Source organism: Sphingobacterium sp. Ag1 (genome assembly GCF_000988325.1).
In the GTDB taxonomy this organism is placed as follows: Bacteria; Bacteroidota; Bacteroidia; order Sphingobacteriales; family Sphingobacteriaceae; genus Sphingobacterium.
In genome coordinates, this window is the sequence record NZ_LBGU01000044.1 from 537,063 (window position 1) to 562,760 (window position 25,698).

A 25,698-nucleotide genomic window follows, 5' to 3' on the forward strand; every position below is an offset into this window, starting at 1 on the left:
GTTCTATTTTATACGATCGGTTCTGCTGTACTTTGCTTTGAACAAAATATAAAATACTATGCCAAGTGCACCAAAGTGGTTATTTGATACCTTAGAATTCTTAACGCCCAAGCTGCCTTTGACCGAAGTTGTCGAAACAGTCTCTTTATCTGAATCTGTGAAGAAGATTTGTTTTAAAGGGGATTTAAAAAATGTACAATGTACGGTCGGTTCCTTTATAGACTTCAGAATTAATGATACAGAGGCTCGAAGATATACCGTTTCGCATGCAGATACTGAAAAGGGCTTGTTTGAATTTGTCGTTTATTTGAATGGTAAAGGTTGTGGAAGTCGTCTTATGGCGGATTTGAAAGTGGGCGATCAAATTGTGATGTATAAGCCAAGAGCGTTAAGTAGGTACTATAATAAAACCACGCAAAGGTTTGTCATTTTTGGCGATGAAACTTCGTTAGCACTTGCTTGTTCGTTTCTTCCGGTGTTGAAGAAGAACAAGCATCAGTTTATGTTTATTTTTGAATTAGAGGAAGAGAACAAAGATGTTCCAAAATTATTGGGTTTGGAAAACTGCCTGATATTCCCCAAAAACTTTTTGTCCAACAAGCAGGAGTGGGTAGGCAAACTGCCGGTGATTGATACTCCAGATTGGCAAGAAGCTAAGTTCGTGTTGACAGGTAATGCAAAATCGGCTCAACTCTTCAAAAAAATCATTAGAGAAAACACCAATGGTACCGTTTATTTACACGGCTACTGGATGGCAGGTAAAAAGGGATTATAAATAGCTTGGACTTATCATAGGTAATAATGAGCGAATCGTGTTTACATCCGGGCTATATTGTGCTTTATGCGGCTTTAATGCTTTGCCGATGAGGTTAAACTTTAGGGATTTATTTGTATTTTTAGTTCTGTAGACGGCATAAGCGCCTGGCAGCGGATTTGTAAACTGTAGTATCAAGTGCGACGCTGAAAAAAGAACCATCTAATACCTGAACGAAACAAGAAGGCACAAAATATGAAGTATTTCTTTTATTTATTTTTCTTAATATCGATCAATGCCAAAGCACAGGATATTGAGGTTTTATTAATAGGTGTTTCCCATGATTACAGTAAATATCCTGTCCAGGATTTTTCTAGCATCCATCATAAAATTAGAAAATTTGAACCTGACGCCTTTTTTGGTGAGTTTTTGAGTAAAGAGGACGAGCGGTTGCTGATGGATTATTGGTGCAAACAGCCAAATATCGATCGGCTAAAAAAACTAAGAAGCAATCGAACTATAAAAGAGGTATTATTGCAGCATACCATTGACAGCTTGAAGAGACGATCTACGCTGCAACCCCATGATTATCATGTAAAAGCTGATTTAGCGCATGCCTATTATCTTGATCAAGATGTGGCAAATGGGCATTACCAATTTTGGCAGGTGTATAATTTTCTGTGTCATCATCCTAATAGCGAACTTGAAACCTATATCGAAAAACTGCTTAGCCCTGGTGTAGATACCACAGGCCGTAGTATGAAAAGGCTAAAAACTTCTGAGTATGCTTATATCGCCTTCCCGATGATGCAGGAGTTGGGCATCGAGGAACTGATGTCTATGGATTGCCAGGACTATGATCTGAATTGGCAAGCATCTTGGGGAGCATTTGACGCAAAGTTTGCCTTGTTCAGTAAAAATATAGTTGATTCTTCAAAAAATCATTTAAAAACAGCTTTGATAGCTATTGACAAAGGCTTTGAGAAATATGCTCATATCGAAAAGTCTTCAAATATGATAACGGAATGGTTGAACACGGATGAGGCCGCCGAAATTTCCGCCTCGGGAGATTTTTACTTGCCTGTTATGTATAATATGAATGAGTTTCCCAAAGAAGATATGCTGTCAAAAATACATTGGTGGATTATGAGAAATGAGGGAATGTGCGATAACGTTGTCAACAGGGCTAAGATGGTAGGCGCCAAAAGAGTTGTAGTCCTAGCTGGGGCCAACCATAGAAAGTACATGGAGGATATTTTCAAGACGATGCCTGCTGTCAAAGTGAGAAACATCAATGAAGTTAACTAGCTTTCTCTATTCTTTTGATAATTTGGTTATTTCTGCATCAAGTGCTTCATCCCAGATAAATTCCATATTAAATTTGCCTTCTACATTTAGATTGAAAATGGCGTTATTCCATTTTTTGTCATTTTCTTCTGTCGTAATATGGTGTAATTCTCTGATCCAATTTCGAATATCTCTGGAAATATTCCTTACCGATATATTTTTAGTTTCGTTATTATCCGTGCTATATTCGCCATTGTAGCTTACTACACCTGTACCAACAACTTCGATATCTAATGTTGCACGACTCCATTTTTCATCATTTATCGCATTTACAATACTTTTTCCAATGTTTAAATAAATTTCATCTACCGTCATAAAAGTTGAATTTTTTGAAGAAATATAATTTGCAATTTCAATTTGAAGTCTTTTATTCGTATTGAATTTTATCCTTTTGATAATCTTATTACTTCATCATGGAGCTCCTGATCCCAGATAAGCTGTATGTCAAACTCACCGTCTGACTGTAAGGAAAAAATAGCTCTATTCCACCTGTTTCTATCATCTTCCGTTGTTATTTTCTGAAGTTCAAGAATATCAAATGTTAAGCCGAAATCGAACTGATCAACGTCAAGTTGCTGTTTTTGATCATTTTTATTGACATAACTTCCCGTAAAACTGACCATTTCTCCAATAGCCTCTATGTCTAACGCTGCCGCAATCCACTCTTCGTTGATTACAGAATTAATATTGCTGGCAATAGTACTATAAATATCATCAATTGTTTTCATAATCGTTTCAAATTTATTTAACTGAGTATTTCTTTATGGCAGACAATCTTATTTAGTCGACATTATTATTCTGGCCGCTATTTCTTTAGAATTCCTTTATTTTCAACCTTCCCTGAAAAAAGGTTATGCAAGAGAGATGAGGAAGAGGCTGGTAACATACACCATTCTTCAAGTCTCGCTTTTAGACTTAGCTGTAAAAGCCTATATAAAAATATTAAAATGAAATATAACTTTCAAGATTTTTATTAGATTGAAGATCCTTCCACAATATGAGGAGACCTCTGGCTATTATGAGCTGACTGACGTTTTACACATACAACTGATTACGTCCTGCTGTATGTGGAGGTGTCGAGTTCTATCAAAATATTCAGAACAGTTTGAACATAGGCAAATTTTGCCGGTTTTCAAATCAGAAAGAAAGATCTATGTTAGGTGTAGAAATAATTATATTACCGAGGCGGGCATTACGGCTATTGATTAAATCGCCTACGGTTTCCAATAAGTAATCAGCTTGAAAGACTTTCCGGTATAACTCCGATACCGAGGAGATAACCCTTTTATGTCTAAGATAACCCCTTAACGTGGGGTACTTTGCCTATATAATTTAAATCAAAGAAATATCGCGAATCAATTTTTAATCAAGAACACGATGCTGGAGATGAAAACTCTTGATTACTGAAGTCGCGGCATTACAAAGTGGTATCACAAATTGGTAAATGAAAATATATGTAAAATAATATACCGAACGGTATTATATTTTTATATATTTGTGTACGATTCAGACAAGAGTGAATTGGCGGTTGAAGCATTTCAGCAACATCTTGATTGTGTTAAACCGAATCAGTGAATGCATAAATGCTGCTTCAACTTCGTATGGCTATAAAATAATGCGATAATAATTTATGAACAATCTTTTAAAATTAACGATCGAGGCACATGGAGGCCTTCAAAATTGGAATATGTTTACTAACATATCTGCACATCTAAAAGTCGATGGGCTAACTTGGATTCGGAAACAACAGTCAGGAATAATAAACGATACATATGTGTCTGTAGATACAAAAAGACAATTTGCGTCTTTTCAACCGGTCTATGCAGATTGGAAGACGTCGTTTGAACCTGATCATGTTGCTGCTTTAACACTGGATAATGAAATAATTGAAGAACTGCCCAGTCCCAGGCAGTCTTTTTTTAACCACAAGAGGGAAACGCCTTGGACGCGCCTACAGACATTTTATTTTGCAAGTTATGCGATCTGGATTTATTTCAATGCACCGTTCTGCTTTGCGGATCCGATTTTTGAAGTAACCGAAATTGATGCTTGGGAAGAAGACGGTGAAACGTTCCGTAGGTTGCGAGTTGTTTTTCCTGAAACACTTGAAAGCCATAGTCGTATTCAGACATTTTACATCGACAAGACGGGACTTATACGCAGGCACGATTATAATGTGGAAATTTCCGAAAATGTTGCAAGTGCACATTATCTATATGATTATACAGAGGTACAAGGTATCAAGTTTCCAACCAAAAGACAGGTGTTTATCCGTAACGATGATAATACGAGTATTCAACCTGAGCCAGTTCTGGTCATCCTTAATGTCATGGATATTGTGCTGAAGTAGTTCACAAATTTGCTGAACCAAGGCTGATGGAATGGTTACATTTGCAACAGGACAACAATACAAGACAACCTTAACTATTTTAAGGATTTTTTTTAAGTTACAATATACCAATCGGTATATTATAACTTAAGGGTTTAAAAATAAAAAAATGAATAGAATACTCCTGATCATTACCGTTATATCAGCGGCTATCATGGAATTGATTGATACATCCATTGTCAATGTGGCAATCAATCATATGAGCGGAAGCTTGGGTGCAACATTGGAAGATACTTCTTGGGTTGTGACTTCTTACGGCATCGCAAACGTTATCATTATTCCGATGACCGGTTTTCTTGTGAATAACCTGGGGCGTAGAAACTACTATATTGGATCTCTTATACTGTTTACATTATGTTCTTTTATGTGTGGCAACGCCTCCGGTATTTGGGAATTGGTGGCTTTTCGCTTTTTTCAGGGTATCGGCGGGGGGGCATTACTCTCTGTCTCTGCGACGGTGGTCTACGAATGCTTTCCAAAAGAAAAACAAAATATCGCGAGTGCCCTGTTCGGTATCGGTGTTTTTATCGGACCGACGATCGGGCCAACACTTGGCGGACACATAATTGATAACTTTTCCTGGGAATGGATTTTTTATATTAATATTCCTATCGGTATCATTACTGCTATTATCTGTTATCGGATACTTCCGGAATCTCCAACCAGAAAAAAGATCAAAGAAATAGACTGGGCAGGAATCTTATTATTGATCGCAGGGATTGGTTCTTTACAGACCATTCTTGAACGTGGGGAAACAGAAGATTGGTTTGAAACCCGGTATATCACCATACTTGCAGTTATTGCATTTCTTTCACTTCTTCTTTTTGTTTACAAGGAACTTACCACAGCACATCCTGTGGTGAAATTATCTATTTTAAGATCCCCTTCATTAAGTATTTCTGCGTTGCTCACTTTTATTACCGGTATGGGGATGTTTACTTCTATTTATCTGACTCCAGTATTTGCTCAGCGGCTTTTACAGTTTACCCCATCAATGGCTGGTTTAATGCTCCTTCCGGGATCTATCATAGCCGTATTTGCGCTGATAATTACAGGGCGTGTGCTACAGAAGGGTGTACCACCTGCATTAGTTGTATTCATCGGCTTCTGTTGCTTCATCTATTTCAATTGGTCGATGTCAAGGGTAACTCTAGAAGTCCCGTTCACAACAATATCAGTTAATTTGATTTTTAGGGCACTGGGGATGGCATTGCTGACAGTTCCTCTTTCTACGCTTGCTATTTCGTCATTAAGACCCGAAGATATACCACAGGGAACAGCCATAAATAATATGATGAGGCAGCTGGGCGGCTCTTTTGGTATTTCTATCATCAATACGTTTATTGTCAGAAGAATGGCTCAGCACAGGTCGGATTTAGTTTCAAACATCACCTACACAAATAATTCAGTGGTAGAAAGACTGGATAAGTATACAGCTCTTTTTCAAACCAAAGGTTTTGGGCATGATGATGCACAGCATCGGGCCATCGGTCTAATGGATATGATTGCGCAAAAACAGGTTTTCATGTTAAGTTACATCGACGCCTATCTTTTCATCGGTGCGGCATTTGCACTATCACTACCTCTGCTGTTATTTTTCTCGATGCGGAAAAGCAATAAAAAAATTGTGGTGGCAGCAGCTGATCATTAACAAAATTAATCTCAAAAAATAAGAAATATGAACACAAAAAACAACACGGTTATTATTTCTGGCGGTACCGCCGGAATAGGTTTGGAACTTGCCAAGCTATTTGCAGCATATGGAAATAAAGTGATTATAACAGGCCGTACAAAAGAACGGTTAGATAAAGCTTTACAACTTTTGCCCGGCGCCATAGGAATTCAGTGTGATATCTCAAAACCGGAAGATACCGACGCTCTGATAAGAGAAATTCAAAGCAAACACAGCGATGTTAACATATTGATCAATAATGCAGGTGCAGCACATGTTTATAATCTGTTAACAGAAAATATAAACGCAGAGGAAAAAGCGCGCGAAGAAATGCTTACCAATTACTTATCCATAATCCGACTAAATGAGAAGCTCTTGCCTTTGCTTCAAGCCAAAAAAGAATCGGCAATAGTTAACGTTTCTTCTGTTGTTGCTTATGTGCCGGGAGGCCTTGCAACATATTCAGCAAGTAAGGCTGCTCTGCATTCTTATACACAGTCGTTAAGAATAGCGCTCGATAACATCTCTTCGACAGTAAAGGTCTTTGAACTTATGCCGCCCTTAGTTGATACCGAATTTTCGGCACCAATTGGTGGACAAAATGGTATTCCCGCGTCTGAAGTAGCTACACGTTTTATTCAGGGATTCAGCGATGATGAACTTGAAATCAGGGTAGGGAAGACCGATGATATTTACCGCAGTTATCTTTCCAACCCAGCAGAAGCATTGAAAATGATGAATCCGATCAGCAAGTAATTTAAGTGAAACTTTTTATAAAGCGAAATAAGCTGTATGACAGAAGCAAAGCTTCAAAGGAAGATTTTGCATATTTGACACCTGTGCTTGCAAAACAGGATATAGCCCTTTTATTAACGAAAGAATAAGCTGAAATCCAGAAATATACCTAACTTTAAATTAGAGCAAAGCCCAAAGCCGGTTTAACATTTGGCTCAAGCGGACATCTAGCCAAAAAGACTCCCTTATCGGTTAATAAGGGAGCTTTTTATTTGAAAAAAATCGCCTATCCATTTTCCACTTTTGATTTTTCATGGGCGAGAAGTTCATCTGCGCAGAGTTTTCCGAATTTATCGGCCGCCAATGGGCTATCCGCAGTAATCAATTTTCTATCAACGTGACAATCGCCGGCAATTTTTTTATTCAAGATTTCAACCCCAAGTTGTTTGAGTTTTTCGCCATAAAACCAGGGCATCTCGCCCGGCTGGTATCCACTTTCTGGCAAAGTTTTATCCATTTCATCGGGAAACGAATTGATCTTATGCCCCTTAAAGGGAAACTCAGCGTCTCCGCAATCTGCTGCGCTTAAGAGCGCTGCGGGGCCATGGCAGATTGCCAAGAGATATTTATCTTCAGTTACTGCCCATTTGATAAGTTCTTTTACATCATTATTTTCAGGTAGCCCGAGCATTGCGCCATGTCCACCTGGAATAAAAACGGCAACGTAGTCAACGTATCCTTTGTTCGTATCAGCTATAAAATGCCGTAGGTTGTGCGGGTTTGAAAATTGTGTATTATACTTGTCGAGGATGTTACCGATGTTTTCATCTTCGTACGGCATAGCCCACATTTCGAATTTTACAGGAGCACCGGTTGGTGTATAGAAGTCAACCTCAAATCCAGCCTGTTCGAAATGAAGAATGGGAACAAGTGTTTCGACCGGATGATTGCCTGTTGAAAATTTCTTTCCATTTTTCATGATCATATACCGTTCTTCTGTGCAAAGTACGAGGATCTTTTTTCGGGTGTCCTTGTTGACATCACTGTACTTTTTTTTGCTGTAATTTGTCTTGGCCGCAACCATCGTCTTTCTTGAAAAAAAAGAAGGTTCGTAACCAATGCCGTCAAATACGGGTTCTTTGCTCAAATCGTTTGAAAATAATGACATAGTAATATTTTTTAGGGTTTGTCATTCATGCTATTCATAAGCTTCGAATGTCAATCTTTACATATTTTATAAAATCTTTAAGAGATAACAATATCAAAACCCATGCTGTTTCGCCTAAAAAATATTTGTGAAAAGTGGTACGTAAAGAAGCTGAGGGAATGATAGAAAAGTATTGGTTATTCGTCGATATTAAACTCTAAGAATTTTGGCGATGAGATATTGGCGTCCTAAATGTATTTATTAAGATCCTTTGGGTCTTTCGATCAAAATAACTTTGTGGGAAATCAAGTAGGTTATGTCAGTGAATCGTTGAAAACAAGTTGCAGAAATTAGCATCTCCGACAGTAAAATTTCCTCTCAGGCGCAAGAGTTTTATTTTCTCGCCCGAGTAGTCAGAATTGAGGTTCCCTGTTTCTTCCGGGGAACCTCATGTGCCGCAAAGATAGCCTAAAGCAAACACAATAGTATCCCGGCCATACATTTATATTGTAGTAGCTATCTTTTTTTATAGGTATCTATATAATAAACTGTGTTTGAACCCTTCCATTTAACCTTCAAAGTCGTTTTATCCAGCAATAATATCTCTTCGGTAAATCCACCCGAACCATAACTAATTATATTGCCTGATTTTGACCATTTTAAATCATGCCCTTTATCTTCACAGCTTTTATCAAAATCATAATACCTTCCTGTTCCATCTAATCTAAACTCTTCATAATCTTTTTTAGTGGGGCAATCAGGCACAATATCGGTCGAGAAAGTTTCAACACCATTAGTAAATGCTGACGTATGTGTAAGCTCCCATTGTCCTATGATATTACCTCTATCTTCATTATTAGTGTTATACCCCTCTACCAATGAATCTTCATTGCAGGAAAACAGAAGTCCAAATATTGCTGCCGTTATTATAATTAATTTCATAATTATCGTTTTTAAAAGTTTACCAAAGTTTTCCTTGCCTGATTATTTTAATCGAAAAATAATCTTGATTAGCGAACGTAAACGCATTAGGATATTGAAGATTTCCAGCTACTGGATAATTTTTGCTGTATGTCCCTTCCAAAATGATTTCGCTTTCTATATTAGCACTTAAACCAAATGACATTGTCGGTTTGTGATGTTTGGCAAATGTAAATTGTTCAAAATAAATCCCCGGTTTTAACCATGACTCACGGCCGTGATGACGCCAATGTAACATAGGTCCGCCACCATAACGCAACACATGGTAACTGTATTTTCCTTCCCTCACTTCATCGGTGGTAGTAGCCCCACCGGACTGAGCGTCTTTATCAGCAGTTTTGTCCCCAACACGATTATACCAACCAAAATCAGCAAAAAACTTAAATCTAGTCTGCGATTTATACCAAAACCGTATACCGCCCTCAATCCCTGTTGCGGTGTGTGTGCCGCTGGTTCCCTTTGAAAAAGCATTGATACCAATTGACACAAGAGGACGAACATGGAGATTTACCGGTTTATTGTTGAGGAATTCTAAATTCAATCCAAAGTAAACAAGTGGGTAGCTTGTCTTATCCGCATACGAGGCAGGAGCCGAATACGAATTGTTTTGATTAGTTATTATAGGCATTTGCTCATAACCCAAACCTACCTGAACTTTACCGGATGATACTTTGTTTGTATATTGATCATTAATCAATGACATGATACCGATCGTCCCTGATGCTAAACTCGTATAGGCCAAATCTTCATTTGCATCCCGTTTTTCCTGAACAGCTAATCTTTCTTGTCTGGCAGCAGTTCGTTTAGCTTCATATGCCCGATTGTATTTTTCAGAAGCAGTCTGTTTTTGCGTGTCATTTAGCGCTATATTTTGCGCTTCCGAATAGAGACTCATTGCACTGTCATAATTCCCGTCCGCGTAGGCCTTGTCGCCTTGGGTTATATAATTGTCAAAACGATTTTGTTGTTCTTCAGCGCGACGCTGTTCTTCCTGTTGTTTAAGCAATTGTTCATCGTTTTGTTTTTCCTCCTCTCGATCTAGCGTTTTTAGCCTGGCTATTTCGGTTTTTAGCGTATTTATATCTTGTTGTAAACTACCTGGCAAATGAACGCCTGAAAGGCAAAGGTCTTCGTTCACTTGACTTGGTTTGCCCGATTTCTGAACAAGTGCACTAAGCTCGTTACAAAGTTCATTTCTTTGTTTTTCCAGGTCTTGTTGAGTTTCACGCTGGGGCGCCACGCCTTTTTGATATCGCAGTTCCTGTTCCAATTCATTAACCTCATTTTTTAATTGGTTTATATCATTTTCAGCATAGCTTTTATTAAGATTTCTACAAATCTTGTCAAATACTGCATTCTGCCTATTACCAAGTACCGTACTTAATTCCTGGCACAACTCATACCTTCTCTTTTTTAATGACAGCAGTTCCTCTTCTTGAGAGGTCCCACATACCGGTTTTCCTGTAGAAACATAAATTAGTTTATCCAAACGGTATGATGTAATGCGGACATTATTTTGCATTTTATGCTCAAATTTAATCGTTTCACCTGGGTTTACTGTATGAGTATCCCCAAAATGAACTCGACCATTGGCATCTAACAATTGAAATACAAATGAAACCGTTCTGTCATTATTGCTTTTTACCTCGAAAAAATCAGTCTGCCCGCCCCAGCCGTTACCTCCGTGCAGAACCTTATACAGTATATTCGTATTACAATCAGTACCTGTGAAAGTTTTCCATTCCCCCCACTCAGGCTTGACATAGGGTCTTTCTCCACGCTCAATCCTAGTGGATTTTCCGACATAAGGTTCATCTTTACCAACAGTAATGCATTCAATGGTATTCTGGTATTCCCGCCCCGCTCCCAAATCCATAAAAGTGGCTGTAGGATTAGAAGGAAAAACCATTGGCCAACCGTTATAAGTACGAGTTATTTGTTTACAATCTGGCGCTTTATAATCGCTCCCAATAATTTCTATATAGGAATCTCTAAAGGTTGCCAGTTCAGGAGTATTATTTTTAACTTTGACCGTGACATAGAATATATTTATTTGTTGTTCACAAGTTCCATATCCGCTGGACCCCATATAATCCTTGCTTTTATAAGTTCCCGCACGTTTGTAGGAATAGCTAAATATAATTCCACCATCCTTGTAAATTATTTCTCCCCCTTGCCCGAAAGAAAGCGAACTACTTAATAACAGCATCAAAAAAATGTAAATTCTTTTCATAACTAGGTTGTGTTTTATTTGATGAATAATTTCAACTATTCGGTTTTATTAAAAAACGTTGGCTAATGCTGGGATTCCCTCTTTTGGCTTATACTGATACAGCAAATTTATCTAAGCCAAAAGCAAAAAAAAATACCGAGTTCTCGGTATTTTCTATTTAATCTTTGTCCATTTTTATATCCACCCCTCTCTTACGGACTTGCTTATAAGCTCAACAGAAGAATGTGCCTGCGCTTTTTTTAAAATGTTTTTCTTGTGTGTATCAACAGTAAAAACGCTAAGAAATAGCTTATCGGCAATCTGCCTACTTGTATTTCCCTCTATTATCTCTTTTAGGATTTCCCGTTCCCTCCGGGTAAACATGTCGAAAGATTTTACCAAAATTGGCTCCCGTATATCGTAGTAAGAAGGCCTGCCTTCGATTCCGATAATCGAAAAACAAGGCTCGCCTGTGGGCTTTATATGTGAAATATCTGTATGGACATGAAAGCTTTGGCAAACATTTAACTCGTTATAATCTACCAGGATGTATTGGATTAGAATACGTTTGTATTTGTTAGCGGTTGTTTTTAGTCGTAAGTCATATTGCACTTTATAATACGGATATTCTTCGATGGAAACAGAGTTATAAAATGAAATTACTTTCTCTTCAAAGTGCAGGAAACAGGCCCTGTCATCCGGATGGATGTTGTCCGTAAAGAGCTGCATTGTAACCTCAGCGGGTTCATAACCTAATACATTGGTTACATCTTTTCCTATATCCACTATTTCTCCTTGTATAATGTTGAAAAGAAGATAGTAGTAATCGCCAACCTGAAAAATATTGAGCAATTTTTTGTACTGTTCCAGTTGTCCGATTAACAGTTGTTTACTGGGAAATGTTTTGTCATGCACTACGGTATCCCAAAGTTTTTGGGCAGAAAGTAGAATTCTGTTTTTCATGGTCTGTGTTGTGTTCCTTTACGAATTTATCTGCAAATTTTTTCTTTCTTTTTCAATCCGATAAACATGGGAAACTATCTTGTTAATAGACTTTTCTATTCCGCATAAGGATTGAATGCTACCCCCTTCGCAGGCTACCCTATAGAAAATATAACTAAAATGGTCAGCATTAGTGAAATTTCTATTTTGCAAATGTGTATAAATAAGCTACTGCTGGAATTGTTCCAAATTTCAACATGATTTTTTTAATTGATATCAATAGGCTACCTGATTGATTCACTATTTAGTGATCAAACTTTGGGGACACTTTTCATATTTTTTTCTAACAGTAGACGATAAAATTAAGGCATATAAACTCCTTTCTGCTAAGGGCGGTTAATTGGTTTCTTTAATTTAAAGAATTTTCAAAACAGATACAAAAAATTGTATATTATAAAAAAGAAATTTATTTCGGACAAAATGGATGTTTCTCTCTTTCAGGGTACTAAACATGTACGCAAGCAGAATGAATTCGGATGATAAGAGTTTATCCGCGAATGTATGCTATGTACATTGTTGCCACAGTAAAATCAAGTGTTATCAAAAGTGCGTTAATTAATGAATTAGCAGACCCTTTAAGAGTACAAATTTTTTTGTTTAAATTAGATATTCTATGGGAATTTTAACAAGATATGTATCAAATGATCGTCCAGAATTCGCTGTACTTATCGAAGATGATGATAAGGTTTGTTATGCATATTTATTGATAGAGAGTAAAATAGTTGGAGATATATGGTTATACAATAGCGTTCCTACTCCTAGCGATCCTGAATGGCATAAAAAGGAGAATCTACCGTTTTTAAATCCTGTGGAGTTTGTTAAAGAAAACCTTGAACCATTTGACGCATGATCGCCTGTTGAAGTCACTTGGGATTTTGGTGAAGAAACAGAGGCTAATATATTTCTAGCTTCCAGATTGGTTGCAAAGCTAACCGTGGGATCTTGTCCCGGTTGGTCTAGTCTGGTCACTAAAGATGGGCCTTTGGCGCAGAAGATGTAACGTTTTCACGATTCGAATTAGAAGTAGATAGAAGATATATTCAATAAGATTATTTTTATAGTCTCGCTCTATACTGCTGTGGTGACAGTCCAAAATATTCTTTGAATAGATTGGAAAAGTTCGGTACACTTTCATACCCAATTTGATAAACGATTTCAGCGATATGCATATCCTTATTTTCCAATAATTGAAGAGCCTTTAGAAGTCTATGCTGTTTTATGAACTGGAATACGGTGATCCGCATTTCTTCCTTAAACTGCCTGAAAAGTGTTCGCTCCGAAAGAAAAAAATTAGCGCTAAGCTCAGCGATTGACAATTTATTGTCGAGATGTTGGAGGATATACGTGCATACCTGGATCATCAATTCACTTTTTGCAGGCGTGATTTGCAACAGGATCGGGTTTGCCAATAGTATAGGGAGCATAGACTTAAAGGCCTCCAAGGTGGACGCGGTCAACGTGTCGTGGTCTTTCAACTTCCAATGTTGCTGGCCAAAAAGCAAAAAATGATTCAACAATTCATTTGATGGATACACCTTAACTTCCTCGTGCATATTGTTCATATCGACAAAAATGGTTTTTATTGACAGTTGCTGTGAGCGGGAAATGAGTTTGTGCGGAACATGTGCTGGGATATATACAAAGAAAGTACTCGGTACACAGAAACTGGCTTTTTCTGTATAGATAAAAAGGGTACCATTTGTTGGGCTAAGTACCTGTACTTGTTCATGAGCATGCATTTCTGTATTGAATTGCCCATAGTTACGTAATTCAATTGTCCCATCGCGGAAGTTCTTGGCACATTGAACGAAGGGAATGGTGGATTTTGGCATTATTGAATAACAATTGTTTTATTTTCAAATATATTAAATTTTATAGTTCTGGTACTTTTGATCTATAACAATAAGTTGACTATGAAACAAGTTAAGATTTTCGATACTACTTTACGTGATGGAGAACAGGGTCCGGGCTGCCAATTGACACTGAATGATAAATTAGAAATTGCAGAAAAACTAGATGCAATGGGGGTAGATGTGATAGAGGCAGGGTTTCCAATGAGTTCACCTGGAGATTTTAAGGCAGTCACAGAGGTCTGTAAGCTGGTGAAAAAGGCAACCGTCTGCGCATTGGCTAGGGCCAACAGGACAGATATTGAACAGGCCTCTTTGGCCTTGAGTAAGGCAAAGGTAGCACGGATTCAGCTCGGAATTGGAACATCGGACATTCATATTAAACATAAGTTTAATACTACCCGTGAGGTAATCTTGGCGAAAGCTTACGAAATGGTGGTGTATGCGTCGGATAAATGTGATGAAGTACAATTTTTCGCCGAAGATGCTGGCCGCGCAGACAACGATTTTTTGGTTCAAATGACCAATACGGTGGTTGAAGCGGGGGCGAAAGTTGTGAATCTTCCTGATACCAATGGTTTTTGTACACCCTTTGAGTACTTTGAAAAGATAGCCTATGTGAATCAAAATAGAAGGGAAAAAGAGAACGCAATTCTTTCTGTCCACTGTCATAATGATTTAGGTATGGCTACAGCGAATAGTATAGCTGGGTTAATGGCAGGCGCACTTCAGGTGGAAGGAACGATTAATGGTGTGGGAGAACGTGCAGGAAATGCTGCCTTGGAAGAAATTATTTTGACACTCATTGTAAAGAAAGATCTGGGGATGGCGACCGGAATTGATCCAAAATATATTGTAGAACTAAGCAGTATGGTAGAACGGGCGATGTCAAATCCTGTGCAGGCCAATAAGGCCATTGTTGGGAAAAATGCCTTTGCGCATTCCTCCGGTATCCACCAGGATGGCGTGCTGAAAGACCGTAGAAACTATGAAATTATTGATCCCCAAATCATAGGGGGGAGGTTGCCCGAGTTGTTTTTATCCGCAAGGAGTGGACGTGCAGCATTAAAAGATCGGTTAAAAAATATGAAAATAGATTTCCCGGCTGACCATTTTGAAAATATCTATAGCCGATTTCTTGTTTTGGCAGATCAGAAACGTTTTATTGAAGATAGCGACCTCCGGCGTTTGGTTTAGGTGTACAACAACCCCAGTGTATGGAACAATAATTACAATTATATTTTAAAACATCATGAATGAACATCCAAACCTAGTGCTAGTAAACAAATTTTTCGATGCATATTTCAGCAATTCAATCGATGAATTGCAGGATATATTCCAAGCCGATGTGAATTGGCATATTCCTGGCAGGCATCCTTTAAGCGGAGTTAAAAATACGGTTGGAGAGATAGTAGGGCTGTAGTTGCTTATGCTCTGTTGCCTTTTTTTTGATTAAGGTAAATCTTAGATTTTTTATAAAACTAAATACGATTGGCTTTTGTCCTTATATTGGAAACATTTTGGGGTGATTTGAAAAAGTCTGAGAATATACCCACAGAACCTGATCCAGGTAATGCTGGCGAAGGAAGAAATGTTTCCTGGGGTTTTGGTTTCGGCCAAAACCCTTGTTGTTTGTTAGCATTGCAAACTTAATTTTCTGCCCTTTAACTGTCATATCACATCGAAACTATTTCAAGTCAATATTTATTCGAAAGTATTTAACGCATTTCCATGAATGATCTATCGTAAATAGTTAAGCCATTAATCTTCGGTTCGAGTGATCTTATTTCATCTCGGATTTGATCTTTGGTCATTGTGCTATAATATCGGTAGTCGTCAGTTTCCATTACATCGTCATCAAACCGTTCGTTGTCCAGATACTTGTAAAGATCATTTAAGTCAGCTACATCCTGCCTTGTTTGAAAACAAGGATGAAACCAACTCCAAAAGTTCTCTTGGTTTTTCTGTTCATGCGAACATTTAGGTAGAAGCCCCCTTTAACCTTATAAGAAAAGCTTTTTGTTTAAGTTGTTTATTTCAGATCTAAGATTATTCAGCGATCATCACCTTTTCCTCTTTGATATTATTTAAAAAGTAGGTTTATTTTATTGGTAGCTTTTTTCTGTGATAATTGTTTTGAAAAAAATAGCTTATTAAGCAAGTACCGCTGATTCCAGTTATTAAATTACTGCGGGTGAAAGTTGGAATATCACCATGTACATGCTCGACTTTTAAGGGTATATCATAGGAGTCTTTAAGAAAGTAGTGTAATACAGCATCTTTAAAATTCTTTAATCCATAGTACCGATTTTACTCGTGTAAAAAAATTACATATTTTTTAAAAATTCTCCAAACAATACATTTGCTTATATGTTGAAGCATAAGACAGCCATATTTTGTCCAATTGCCATACCTATTTTTCAGTTTTCTTGTTTAGCGTTGCTTCACTTTTGTTGGACATTTTCACGTTTAAAATTTATAAACCAAAAATTATGAAAAAGTTATCTATCACCCCTTCTTTTGGAGATAAAGGACTGCATGTAGAGTCTGTCCAAATTAGACTAACAGAATTAGGTTTTAGTCTTGGAAATATTGATGGATCCTTTGGTAACCAGACCAGAGACGCAATCATCTCGTTTCAGGCTTCCCACGGTATTAAAGATGACGGCAAGCTTAACGAAAACACTTTGCGATTATTGGATCTTGAAGTTGATAAAGATGCATTAAGTGACAATTCGTTTATAGCGATTCCATATATCGTAGACCGTCTAGGTATTTCAAGAATAAGATGGGAAAATGGAAATAGGGGACAAGCTCCATATGGATACTATTATGGTATGGGACTTGTCTATGCAGCTTTATATGAGCGGTTGAAAAAAGGCGAAAGAATTGCTAAAGAAATGTGCAAGCCGCTTAGCGCATCTGAAGACGTAGATGCTTTGCGTCGTTTCCAAGCCACGATCATCGATGAAACCGGAAACAAGTTGAATGATGAGTCTAATATTCTCAGGGGGCTATTTCTGCTGATGCTTGGACTTGGTGTAATGGAAAGCAATGGAAAATTCTGCTGTGGATGGGATAGAGGAAAAGAATATGGGTGGGGAAACCCTGCTAAGAAGATTCAACCTACCGCTGAAAATTCAGAGGCAGGCTTATTTCAAACAAGTTTTGATGTTATCAGTGCAGGGTCGATTCCAACAGCTGTTAAAAATATGCTGATGGAGATTTTTCAGAAATATAAATCTAGCCGCGATGGATATCTCGAATTTTTTTCAAAAGGGGCCAAATGCAATGAGAGGGATGCTGAAAACTATGGGACTGGTGTCGGTCTGGAATTTCAGGTATTGGCAAAACAGTGCCCCGCCTTTACCGTAGAATTTAGCGCGTTGGCATTACGCAGTGCCGCCCTTCATTGGAACCCTGTTATCCACGTCAACAATTCGGAAAAGGGACTGCAGATCAAGAAGGAAAGTAATGAAATGCTGATGCAGATCGAGGAATATATCGACAAACAATTAGATGAAGCGTCCAAAGAAACTTTGCAGAGATTCGAATTGAAGTCAACCCAATTGGATGCCCTTAAGGTGGTGGCCCTTGAACTCGCTGATGCAATCGGGCAAAGAGAACGCTTACAGGAATTATTTGAATATGCTCCCGGCAGTAAAGCGAATTACTGGGCTATCGTAGATTATAACAAACCCAGTACAGAAAAACGGCTGTTCATCTTTGATTTGAAAAATAAGGATGTAAAGAGCTATATGGTCTCGCATGGCAGAAAATCTGGAGATCTGTATGCTACCGAATTTTCAAATACACCAGAATCCAATAAATCGTGTCTGGGTATTTTTAAGACTAAAAGCACCTATATGGGCAAAAATGGCCGCTCGTTAAAAATTGAAGGTCTTCAGACAACAAACAACAATGCTTCAGCGCGTTATATCGTCATACATGAAGGTAAATATGTGAGCGACGAGAATGCCGGAAGATCTTTAGGTTGTTTCGTTGTTGCCCCTAATTACGCTAAAGAAGTTATAGATCATCTTATGGATGGGTCTTATTTATTGGCCTGGCATTCATAGACATGATGGCAAATGCCGAAAGGATGGGCCGGATGTCTTTTCTGATAAATACAATATTAAATTATTAACTTATAAACCTATTAATCATGACAAATTTATTATGGTATCCTATTAACCCGACGTTGACAGACAAAGGGGCATTTTCAGCGTTGGCATTTGATGATAACGGCGATGAATTAAAACCAATACAATTAGATCCCGGAACAGATCCATTTTCTCAGTTCAGGGTATTACAAAGTACCTTTAATGTTCAATTGGCCGCAAATTTGGGGATAGGGGTAGGATCTATCGGAGGTAACTATAGTTCATTTATTCTATCCTATGAAGCGATGATTTTTACGGAAAAAACTGTACAATCCCCGATCGGTGGCAAGATCTATGGCACACGTTGGGGCGCTGGGCTCAGAGTGGTATTAAAAGTTTCCGAAGCTAAGTCAAACGTCAATTTCAACTTTGGAGCTATTGCAGCCAGTAGTGAATTAGGGTTAGTTAAAGTAGAATATGAAATAAATGGGATTGGTATCAATAAGCCCGATATTTTAGCTGTTCTACCGGGGCCCGGAGATTTTAATTTTGCCAATTATAAAAAGATTCTGGATGCGGTCGATACAGTTAAAACTTACATGTCGCAACATGCCACCGAGCTGCAGCCAAAACCATTTCAGGTGTTTGTTTCAGATGATAACAATAAAGATATCTTTACTGACGCAAGGGGCATTCTTTATGGGATGAGAAATATTGTTTCGCGGAATAGTATGGCTACGGCGATCGCTAATTCTAAAAACAAGTATAACATTTCGACGATAAAATCTGCCTATGCCAGATTTCAGATATTTGACGACAATGTAGAACCCACAAAAGATCAAAAAAGGCAAGCGGAGGATTTCCTGAATACTTAATCAATTTAGCCTAGTGTTATATTGAAGGTGTTATTAACTACTATTATATTTATGAAAAGAAATCTATTTTTAATGGGAGTCAGTGTGCTTTTGCTGACTTCATGCGCCAAGCAACTGCCTTTTCTCCGATCTGTTACCGGAAATGTCAATGTTTACAAGACTCGAACGGATCTTAAGGTAAAGAAAGCCTACAATCCGAAAACCGGACTTCCGGAAGAGGATGATAAGACAGAGTATATTCTTTCCCCCAGGGAGGGGCATTTTTTGAGGTATTCTTTACTCAATGATACCATAAAGGATATTATCCGCATATTGCCGGTTGTCGAATATCAGGGCAACAAAATTGTTTTTGATAATGAAGGTAACAATACAGATCATATCAGTGATTATTATTTTCAATATGCTGAAAAGGATATCAAACCATACCAAAAGTATCTAGCAAGTGAAAAACTCACGGCGTTACCAGTAACGATACCATTTAAATATAGATTTGCCGATTCTAAGACCCTAGATAATATTACTGCAAATGTATCTTTGACCTATGCGATGGGATATAGAATCCGTGTGAACAACAACCCCTATAAAGCGAATTTTATTAGGTTACTGCTGGGAACTGGAATTAGTAACGATAAATATGTACCGAAAGGATCAGATGGAGATGAAAGTTATGAACCGTCTGACCATATCAGCTGGACAGTTGCGGCATTTGGCGTGACATACGAGGCTGGCAGCAGGTTCAATTTTGGCGCATTTGTTGGATTTGACAAAATGTTCGGGACGAGAAAAGACTGGGTTTTTCAAAACAAGCCCTGGATCGGCCTTGGCTTTGGATATAAACTGTAGTAAAATCTAGAAATTGACAAATTAACAAACAAGCTAGCACCTTAGTTTACTAAGGTGCTTTTTTACTTTCCGTACCTAGGGGAGTTCCGGTTTTAATGGTGAGCTATCCGACATAGATCTTTTTGAGGCGTTCCTCCGGTTATGGCCTATGCGGAAATTCTATTACAGAAGGAAATACAATAAGAAATTTCTTTAATGGAGTTGGTCTCAATTATACTACAATAGCTATTTGTAGAAATAATAATATCATCGGATGTACGAATGCTAAAGTTACGACAGGATATACCGAGTATATAAATCAATATGATATTGTAAAATAGTAATGGGTGCGGCCATTGGGAAGTGATACGCTTCAGACTTTTTTTAAACTCCGCATCCAATGGGAACAAAGCTGTTGTTTTCTTTTGACTGTAAAAACTCAGATCACTTACATTTCGGGCAAAATTCTTTTGTGCTACCCGAGGGCCCTGATCTCACTGCCCGAATTTTCCGGTCGCACGCGCCAGATATATTTTCCTGGGCTCACTGTAAGATTCAGATGATCCAATGTGGTTACTGTGTCTACTATTACTTTTTGGATAGAATCAAAGTTTGGACGTGCAATTTGGAGGCGGTATTTGTCTGCATCTTGATGATTCTTCCAATAAAAGCTTACAACACTGTCTGTGTGGAAAGACTGTCCATGGGAGCTAACAGTTCGACACTTTCTTTCTCCAAAGGATATTCTCTAAATTCGGAACAGGCAGCAAAGCAGCAGGAAAATAGTAGAAGTATAGCTAAAAATCTTTTCATGTAGTATTGATGCGTTAAGTATTGTGAATCTGTATGAATTTCTACTTAAAGGAGTGGCGGCGGGCATAAATAGATTGTTTTATTCTTTAATTATATGGGATAATTTTTAAGCTTAACTCGTAATAAGTTTCAATTAATTAACTTAAAAATAATATTAAAGTATGTTTGTGAATTTATAAATTTGTATTTATAAATATATCAATAATTTATTAACCTGTAGCGAGTCGTGTTTGTTTTATGGAAAGTTAAACTCTACACAATTAGGCTGAGAAAAAATATAATATATAGTTTCTGGAACCGGGAGGTGATCCATTTACGTGACTTAAGCTAACCGAAATAAAAAACGTATGAATAAAATTCTAGTTTATCAGATTATTTTCCTGTTGCTTTTTCTCGTTGGTATTTCCAATTCAATGGCACAGACATCAACCTTTATAAAGACCGTTAGCGTAAGCGCTACAGCCAAAGTTGAGCTCACAGATGCTGGCGGGCAACCGTTGAAGGTTGGCGGTCTATATCGTGTAAAACTAGCTGTGAGTCCGATAGGCACGCGCACCGGTGCTGAATATCTGGTGTGGTACGACTCTCCGACAACAACTTGGCAAATCAGGGCAGTTGCACTCGCAGGCTCAACTTCCAATCATCTTTTGCTTATCGTGGAGGACAATGTTGTTAAAGTGTATACCAACCACGCTAATGGATATTCAGTAAAAGCATTTGTCGAATTTTACGATACAGGTAATGGTACCGTTGTGCCGCAATTTTTTGGTTCATCTTTTCAATGGCAGTATAATGCGGCTAATTTATTTTATTTGGATGGTAACGTGGGGGTTGGAACAGAAGCGCCTACAGGAAAACTGTCGGTCAAGGGTAAAATAAGGGCGCAGGAAATTAAAGTTGCTTTTAATGACGGTAAATAATAGAACCCTTTAGGAAATGGGGAGCTCTTCACTTGTCATAATGTATTACATATTTTATTTAAATCAACCTTTTATAGGAAGATAATAGTCAATTATTAACAACCATATCAAAGCCAGTTAGCTATGTCATCATGTAGACTTTCTTATTTAGTTATTTTATTACTGTTGAGCGTTTATACAAAGTTCGCCGAGGGTCAGACTTTTTCGTCAAATATTGTAGTCCCACCGTCGGTGAATACCAGCGAATTTATGAAAAAAATCCATGCGGGGGGATCGCAACAAAATGGTACCAATCAAGTGTCTATTAACTTAATGACAATTAAAATAGACAATTCTATAGAACTGCCAATAGACCTCACATACACAGGGGGGGGAGTCAAATATGGGAGCACTTCTGGAGACGTAGGTATAGATTGGTCGCTTTCAACCAACTTCAGGATCGTCAGAACGATTTATGGCCGACCGGATGAACACTATGTACGCCCAAGCGGGACACAAATAGATAGCTATGTAAATGAAACAAATAAGTTGCTGCGGGATCAGAAGCTAACTCAGTTTACGGAAGGTCTTGTTACCAATGGCGGACTACCTTTAACGAGTGGATATTCCCTGATGGACAGCGAGTATGATATTTTTGACTATTCAATTCCTGGTGCACAAGGGAGTTTTATTGTTGATAATTTTGCGCAGAATAAGATATTTACCCCCCATAGTGAACTCTTCAAATTTAATTTTCAGGTTGATGCTCAAGACGGTGTTTCTCGTATAGATATGTACGATTCTAAAGGTAATCTTTTTACATGCGGCGTTGATCCGGAGACTGGGGTACAATTGCAGGAGAAATTGCTTTCCTCCTATTATCAGGGAAAAGGAGGAGCGAACGGGTGGCCTTTGACCAAAATTACAACACCAGGAAATAATTGGGCTAAATTTAAGTACGTTCTTCGTAATGTTAACGAATCTAATCCTGGTCAAAGAAGCCTAGTCATAAATGAAACTCCTGATCAGGGATATCCGGCGATCCCTAGACAAACGATATTAAATGAGGTATCAAGTGAGTCCGGAGGCTTTAAAAGTACCAATTTTATCGATTCTATTTTATGTCAAGATGGATTTATAAAGTTCTATCGTAGAGCGAATGCCAATTTAGTGGATTCAATCTGTATGTATGATCTTGCTAAGAAGCGGGTAAAAAAGGTGATTTTTTACCAATCTGCGGAGTCTGGCTTTATATTCCTCGATTCAATTAGAATTTCCGGGAAAAACGACTCAGAAATGATCAAATATAGATTTGATTATAATGGACACGGAAACACTAACAATTACAGGACAAAGCCTAATTTCTGGGGAGACTTAATGTTTACTGATCAGCTCAACAGTAATGTGCCGATACCAAATGAAAGCGGAAATGATATTTTCTATACCATCGATCCTTCCCAGCCTGGATATAACTTAAAAAATTTAAGGAATGAATCTCTCTTTATGAATTTGTCAGGTAATCGGAGTTTAGACGGTTCTGCTTCCAATATTTTTTGTCTTTCTCGTGTCTTTTTACCTACTGGCGGTTATAAAAGCTTTTTTTATGAACCCAACGAATTTTTTGATGGGACAAGTACTGTTACAGGGCCAGGTGTTAGACTTAAAAGTATTGAAGATTATAATAATAATGGGATGATGTCGGAACGAACAACATATACTTATGCTGAAGGCGATATTCCCGTAAAAATAGATGCCGGTATGTTCTGTGAGGACAAGGTCGCGCTCTATTTAGATGTTAGGCAACCCAGCTATTATTGTGGGCGGGTGAGGCTATATTCAAGTGATGTTATTTTTGATAATGATCCGTTTTTTTCTAAGTATAATGTTGTAAGTTATGCTAAGGTAACTGAATCCAATGGAAATGGCTCTACGATATCTTATTTTAAGAAACGTACACCTATCCAATGGAACCAAGGGTTCGGTATAAACAATAGCTTCTTTTCAAGAATACTTAATGGAACAATGTCCAGGGAACATCCTACAGGGTTTATATCTTCTTATAACTTATGGGATCAGTCAATTCTTGTGCAAAAGGAAATCAAGGATAATACCGGTAACCTTTTGCGAAACGAACAATATAATTACGAAACAATTAACCAGCAGAATCTGAAAGGTATTAAAATACGACCGTTTGCGACTTTTGCCGACGCATATACTCCTGTTCCTAACCTGTATGCCAATATCGAATCTGTTTACGATTTTAGGGCGTACGATCTCAATATTGGGACACAAGTATTGAAACAGACAATCATTACTGAATATAGGGGAGGCATTCCTTTGACAAGCAATGAACTGTATACATATAATGAGAAAAAACAACTAGCGACTTCGACTTCTGTAGGCAGTAATCAAGATAAACATATTACAAAATTTATATATCCTTCGTTTTATACCGGCTTGACGGGCACTGATGTGATTACGCAGGATGTGTTGAAAATGCAGCAGAGGAATATTCTTGAGGATTATCTTTTGAAAACTGAACATATTGCAAAATTTGCTGAGAATTACACAAAAGAATATACTGTTGGTGCCGAATTTAAGACCATATTTCCTGGGAGTAATAATGTTAGGAGCTTATATCGTTTCAATGCGGTAGACCCTGTGTTAAATTTTGTCCCAGTCACTAAAACAGGAGGCAGTTTGGTGTTGGGTGGAGGATTTACAAAAGAGGAGGAATTGCTTAAAATCGATAACAATGGAAATCCACTTTTTAAAATAACCAAAAACCAAGCAGGCGAAGCTTTTATTTGGGGCTATCGGAGGAGATACCCTGTAGCTCATATCATTGGCCTGGGGGCATACGACGATTTAAAATTGAAATACAATATTGATACAGCTAAGTTTAATCCAACGCTATTATCAGAAAATACGATTGCGGCGGAATTGATTAATCTAAGGGGCAAGTTGGCTGGTAAAGGCGTCTCAGTATCTACTTTTACCCATTTTCCACTTATCGGTGTCTCATCAGTAACAGGTCCAACTGGGGAGGATGTCAGCTATGAGTATGATGCGTTACATCGGCTTTCGGCAACAAAGAGGGCTGATGGTAATTACATAAAAACCTATGCATATAACGCCCAGACGAATAATAAGAAACTTTTCAGAAATGTCCTAAAAACGCAGAATTTTACCAAAACTGGATGTCCAGTGAATATGGTACCACAGCAGATGAGTTATGTAGTGCCGAATGGTGTTTACTTTTCTGCCGTTAGTCAGGCTGATGCTGATGCGATGGCTGCACAAGATATTGCAGCTAACGGGCAGCAATATGCTAACACGCATGGGGTTTGCTATTATACCAATACTATGCAGTCAAAGACATTTATAAAAAATAATTGTGATTTTGGCAAAACGGGAAGTGCTGTGGTGTATCAGGTGGCGGCAGGTAAGTATCTGTCCGTAAAAAGTGTTGCCGAGGCAAACCAGTTTGCCCTCAATGAAATTGCAGAAAAGGGACAAAACCATGCCAACGGAACAGGAACATGTGGCAATTATACGGCACCCGTTTATTATAATAACTATCTTTCAAGGGATATCGCGAAAAACAATTGTTCTTCTGGGCTCGTGGGAAGCACCGAAAAGTATAGCGTGGCCGGCGGAAAATACAGTTCCACAATATCGCAGTTGGATGCCGATAACAAGGCCCTTACTGAGGTAAATACTACTGGACAGACATATGCGAATAATATTGGTGAATGTATGGCGAAGGTTTCATTTTATAAAAACAGCTATCCCGGCAATGTTGTTTCCATTACTTTTTTTACACCCAAGAAAAATTACACGTTCACAGCGAATGCTAATGGTGAGATTGGTACTTTGGGTATTATGTATGTACCTCTGGGCGAATGTCGTATCGAAGTTGTTATGACCGGTCCGACCGAATCTGGAAACTTTTATATGAGCTATCGAGGTGGAACCGCCAATCTTTGTGAACCATTGTATAACGGTTATGCTACGAGAGATAACTTGGTTATAACGAGTGGATATAATTCAATTGTTATTAGTGATTCTTGTGAATAGATTTTGTTCATGCTTCT

Annotated in this window: 20 protein-coding genes and 1 riboswitch; of the genes, 12 read left to right on the top strand and 8 right to left on the bottom strand. The window is 38.0% G+C overall.

From position 1 onward, the window contains the following. Window positions 1-58 precede the first annotated feature (58 nt). On the top strand, window positions 59-775 hold the full coding sequence (locus AAW12_RS23045) for an FAD-binding oxidoreductase (RefSeq protein ID WP_046675998.1): 717 nt from the start codon (window positions 59-61) through the stop codon (window positions 773-775). A 234-nt stretch (window positions 776-1,009) separates the two neighbouring features. Beyond that, window positions 1,010-2,062, top strand: coding sequence for a DUF5694 domain-containing protein (locus tag AAW12_RS23055; protein ID WP_046676000.1), 1,053 nt, complete (start codon window positions 1,010-1,012; stop codon window positions 2,060-2,062). A gap of 6 nt (window positions 2,063-2,068) precedes the next feature. On the opposite strand, the gene AAW12_RS23060 is transcribed toward AAW12_RS23055, so the two are convergent. Together AAW12_RS23060 and AAW12_RS25840 are read right to left on the bottom strand one after the other, a co-directional pair. Then, window positions 2,069-2,416, bottom strand: a complete 348-nt coding sequence (locus AAW12_RS23060; protein ID WP_046676001.1) for an immunity protein YezG family protein — start codon at window positions 2,414-2,416, stop codon at window positions 2,069-2,071. A gap of 68 nt (window positions 2,417-2,484) precedes the next feature. Then, window positions 2,485-2,829 carry a hypothetical protein gene (locus AAW12_RS25840; protein WP_053003945.1) on the bottom strand — a complete coding sequence of 115 codons (345 nt, stop codon included), beginning with the start codon at window positions 2,827-2,829 and terminating at the stop codon, window positions 2,485-2,487. A 902-nt stretch (window positions 2,830-3,731) separates the two neighbouring features. Here AAW12_RS25840 and AAW12_RS23070 point away from each other — a divergent pair. The 3 genes from AAW12_RS23070 (at window position 3,732) to AAW12_RS23080 (ending at window position 6,918) form a co-directional block, all read left to right on the top strand. Continuing rightward, a complete protein-coding gene (locus AAW12_RS23070; RefSeq protein WP_046676002.1) occupies window positions 3,732-4,451 on the top strand; it encodes a hypothetical protein in 720 nt (239 codons plus the stop codon). A 148-nt stretch (window positions 4,452-4,599) separates the two neighbouring features. Next, a complete protein-coding gene (locus tag AAW12_RS23075) occupies window positions 4,600-6,141 on the top strand; it encodes a DHA2 family efflux MFS transporter permease subunit (protein ID WP_046676003.1) in 1,542 nt (513 codons plus the stop codon). Window positions 6,142-6,168: 27 nt separating this feature from the next. Beyond that, the gene (locus AAW12_RS23080; protein WP_046676004.1) at window positions 6,169-6,918 is read left to right on the top strand and encodes an SDR family oxidoreductase; all 750 of its coding nucleotides are present in this window, start codon (window positions 6,169-6,171) and stop codon (window positions 6,916-6,918) included. A gap of 265 nt (window positions 6,919-7,183) precedes the next feature. Here the strand turns inward: AAW12_RS23080 and AAW12_RS23085 are convergent, their stop codons facing one another. The 4 genes from AAW12_RS23085 to AAW12_RS23100 form a co-directional block, all read right to left on the bottom strand. Continuing rightward, entirely contained in the window at window positions 7,184-8,065 is an 882-nt protein-coding gene (locus AAW12_RS23085) for a DJ-1/PfpI family protein (protein ID WP_046676005.1), read from the bottom strand. Window positions 8,066-8,560: 495 nt separating this feature from the next. Next, complete coding sequence (locus AAW12_RS23090; RefSeq protein ID WP_046676006.1) at window positions 8,561-8,986, bottom strand: hypothetical protein; 426 nt, start codon at window positions 8,984-8,986, stop codon at window positions 8,561-8,563. Between the two features lie 19 nt (window positions 8,987-9,005). Beyond that, complete coding sequence (locus AAW12_RS23095; RefSeq protein ID WP_046676007.1) at window positions 9,006-11,258, bottom strand: hypothetical protein; 2,253 nt, start codon at window positions 11,256-11,258, stop codon at window positions 9,006-9,008. Window positions 11,259-11,432: 174 nt separating this feature from the next. After that, entirely contained in the window at window positions 11,433-12,200 is a 768-nt protein-coding gene (locus AAW12_RS23100; protein WP_197084148.1) for a LuxR C-terminal-related transcriptional regulator, read from the bottom strand. A 652-nt stretch (window positions 12,201-12,852) separates the two neighbouring features. On the opposite strand from AAW12_RS23100, the gene AAW12_RS23105 reads away from it, so the two are divergent. Then, a complete protein-coding gene (locus AAW12_RS23105) occupies window positions 12,853-13,089 on the top strand; it encodes a hypothetical protein (protein ID WP_046676008.1) in 237 nt (78 codons plus the stop codon). Window positions 13,090-13,294: 205 nt separating this feature from the next. Here AAW12_RS23105 and AAW12_RS23110 read toward each other — a convergent pair whose 3' ends face one another. Further along, complete coding sequence (locus AAW12_RS23110; RefSeq protein ID WP_046676009.1) at window positions 13,295-14,071, bottom strand: AraC family transcriptional regulator; 777 nt, start codon at window positions 14,069-14,071, stop codon at window positions 13,295-13,297. Between the two features lie 81 nt (window positions 14,072-14,152). Between AAW12_RS23110 and AAW12_RS23115 the strand changes: the two genes are divergently transcribed. The 4 genes from AAW12_RS23115 (at window position 14,153) to AAW12_RS23130 (ending at window position 19,910) form a co-directional block, all read left to right on the top strand. Beyond that, window positions 14,153-15,286, top strand: coding sequence for a 2-isopropylmalate synthase (locus AAW12_RS23115; RefSeq protein ID WP_053003946.1), 1,134 nt, complete (start codon window positions 14,153-14,155; stop codon window positions 15,284-15,286). Window positions 15,287-15,600: 314 nt separating this feature from the next. Beyond that, window positions 15,601-15,695, top strand: a riboswitch (TPP riboswitch). 886 nt (window positions 15,696-16,581) lie between these two features. After that, window positions 16,582-18,168: a murein L,D-transpeptidase catalytic domain-containing protein gene (locus tag AAW12_RS25845; RefSeq protein WP_053003947.1), complete on the top strand. Its 1,587-nt coding sequence runs from the start codon at window positions 16,582-16,584 to the stop codon at window positions 18,166-18,168. A gap of 86 nt (window positions 18,169-18,254) precedes the next feature. Continuing rightward, window positions 18,255-19,067 (top strand): hypothetical protein, encoded by an 813-nt coding sequence (locus AAW12_RS23125; protein WP_046676010.1) that lies wholly within the window; start codon window positions 18,255-18,257, stop codon window positions 19,065-19,067. Between the two features lie 51 nt (window positions 19,068-19,118). Further along, the gene (locus AAW12_RS23130; protein ID WP_156167742.1) at window positions 19,119-19,910 is read left to right on the top strand and encodes a hypothetical protein; all 792 of its coding nucleotides are present in this window, start codon (window positions 19,119-19,121) and stop codon (window positions 19,908-19,910) included. 651 nt (window positions 19,911-20,561) lie between these two features. Here the strand turns inward: AAW12_RS23130 and AAW12_RS26365 are convergent. Continuing rightward, entirely contained in the window at window positions 20,562-20,702 is a 141-nt protein-coding gene (locus AAW12_RS26365; protein ID WP_156167743.1) for a hypothetical protein, read from the bottom strand. 347 nt (window positions 20,703-21,049) lie between these two features. On the opposite strand from AAW12_RS26365, the gene AAW12_RS23140 reads away from it, so the two are divergent. Together AAW12_RS23140 and AAW12_RS23145 are read left to right on the top strand one after the other, a co-directional pair. Further along, window positions 21,050-21,622: a hypothetical protein gene (locus tag AAW12_RS23140; RefSeq protein WP_046676013.1), complete on the top strand. Its 573-nt coding sequence runs from the start codon at window positions 21,050-21,052 to the stop codon at window positions 21,620-21,622. A 249-nt stretch (window positions 21,623-21,871) separates the two neighbouring features. Then, entirely contained in the window at window positions 21,872-25,681 is a 3,810-nt protein-coding gene (locus AAW12_RS23145; protein WP_156167744.1) for a DUF5977 domain-containing protein, read from the top strand. Window positions 25,682-25,698 lie beyond the last annotated feature (17 nt).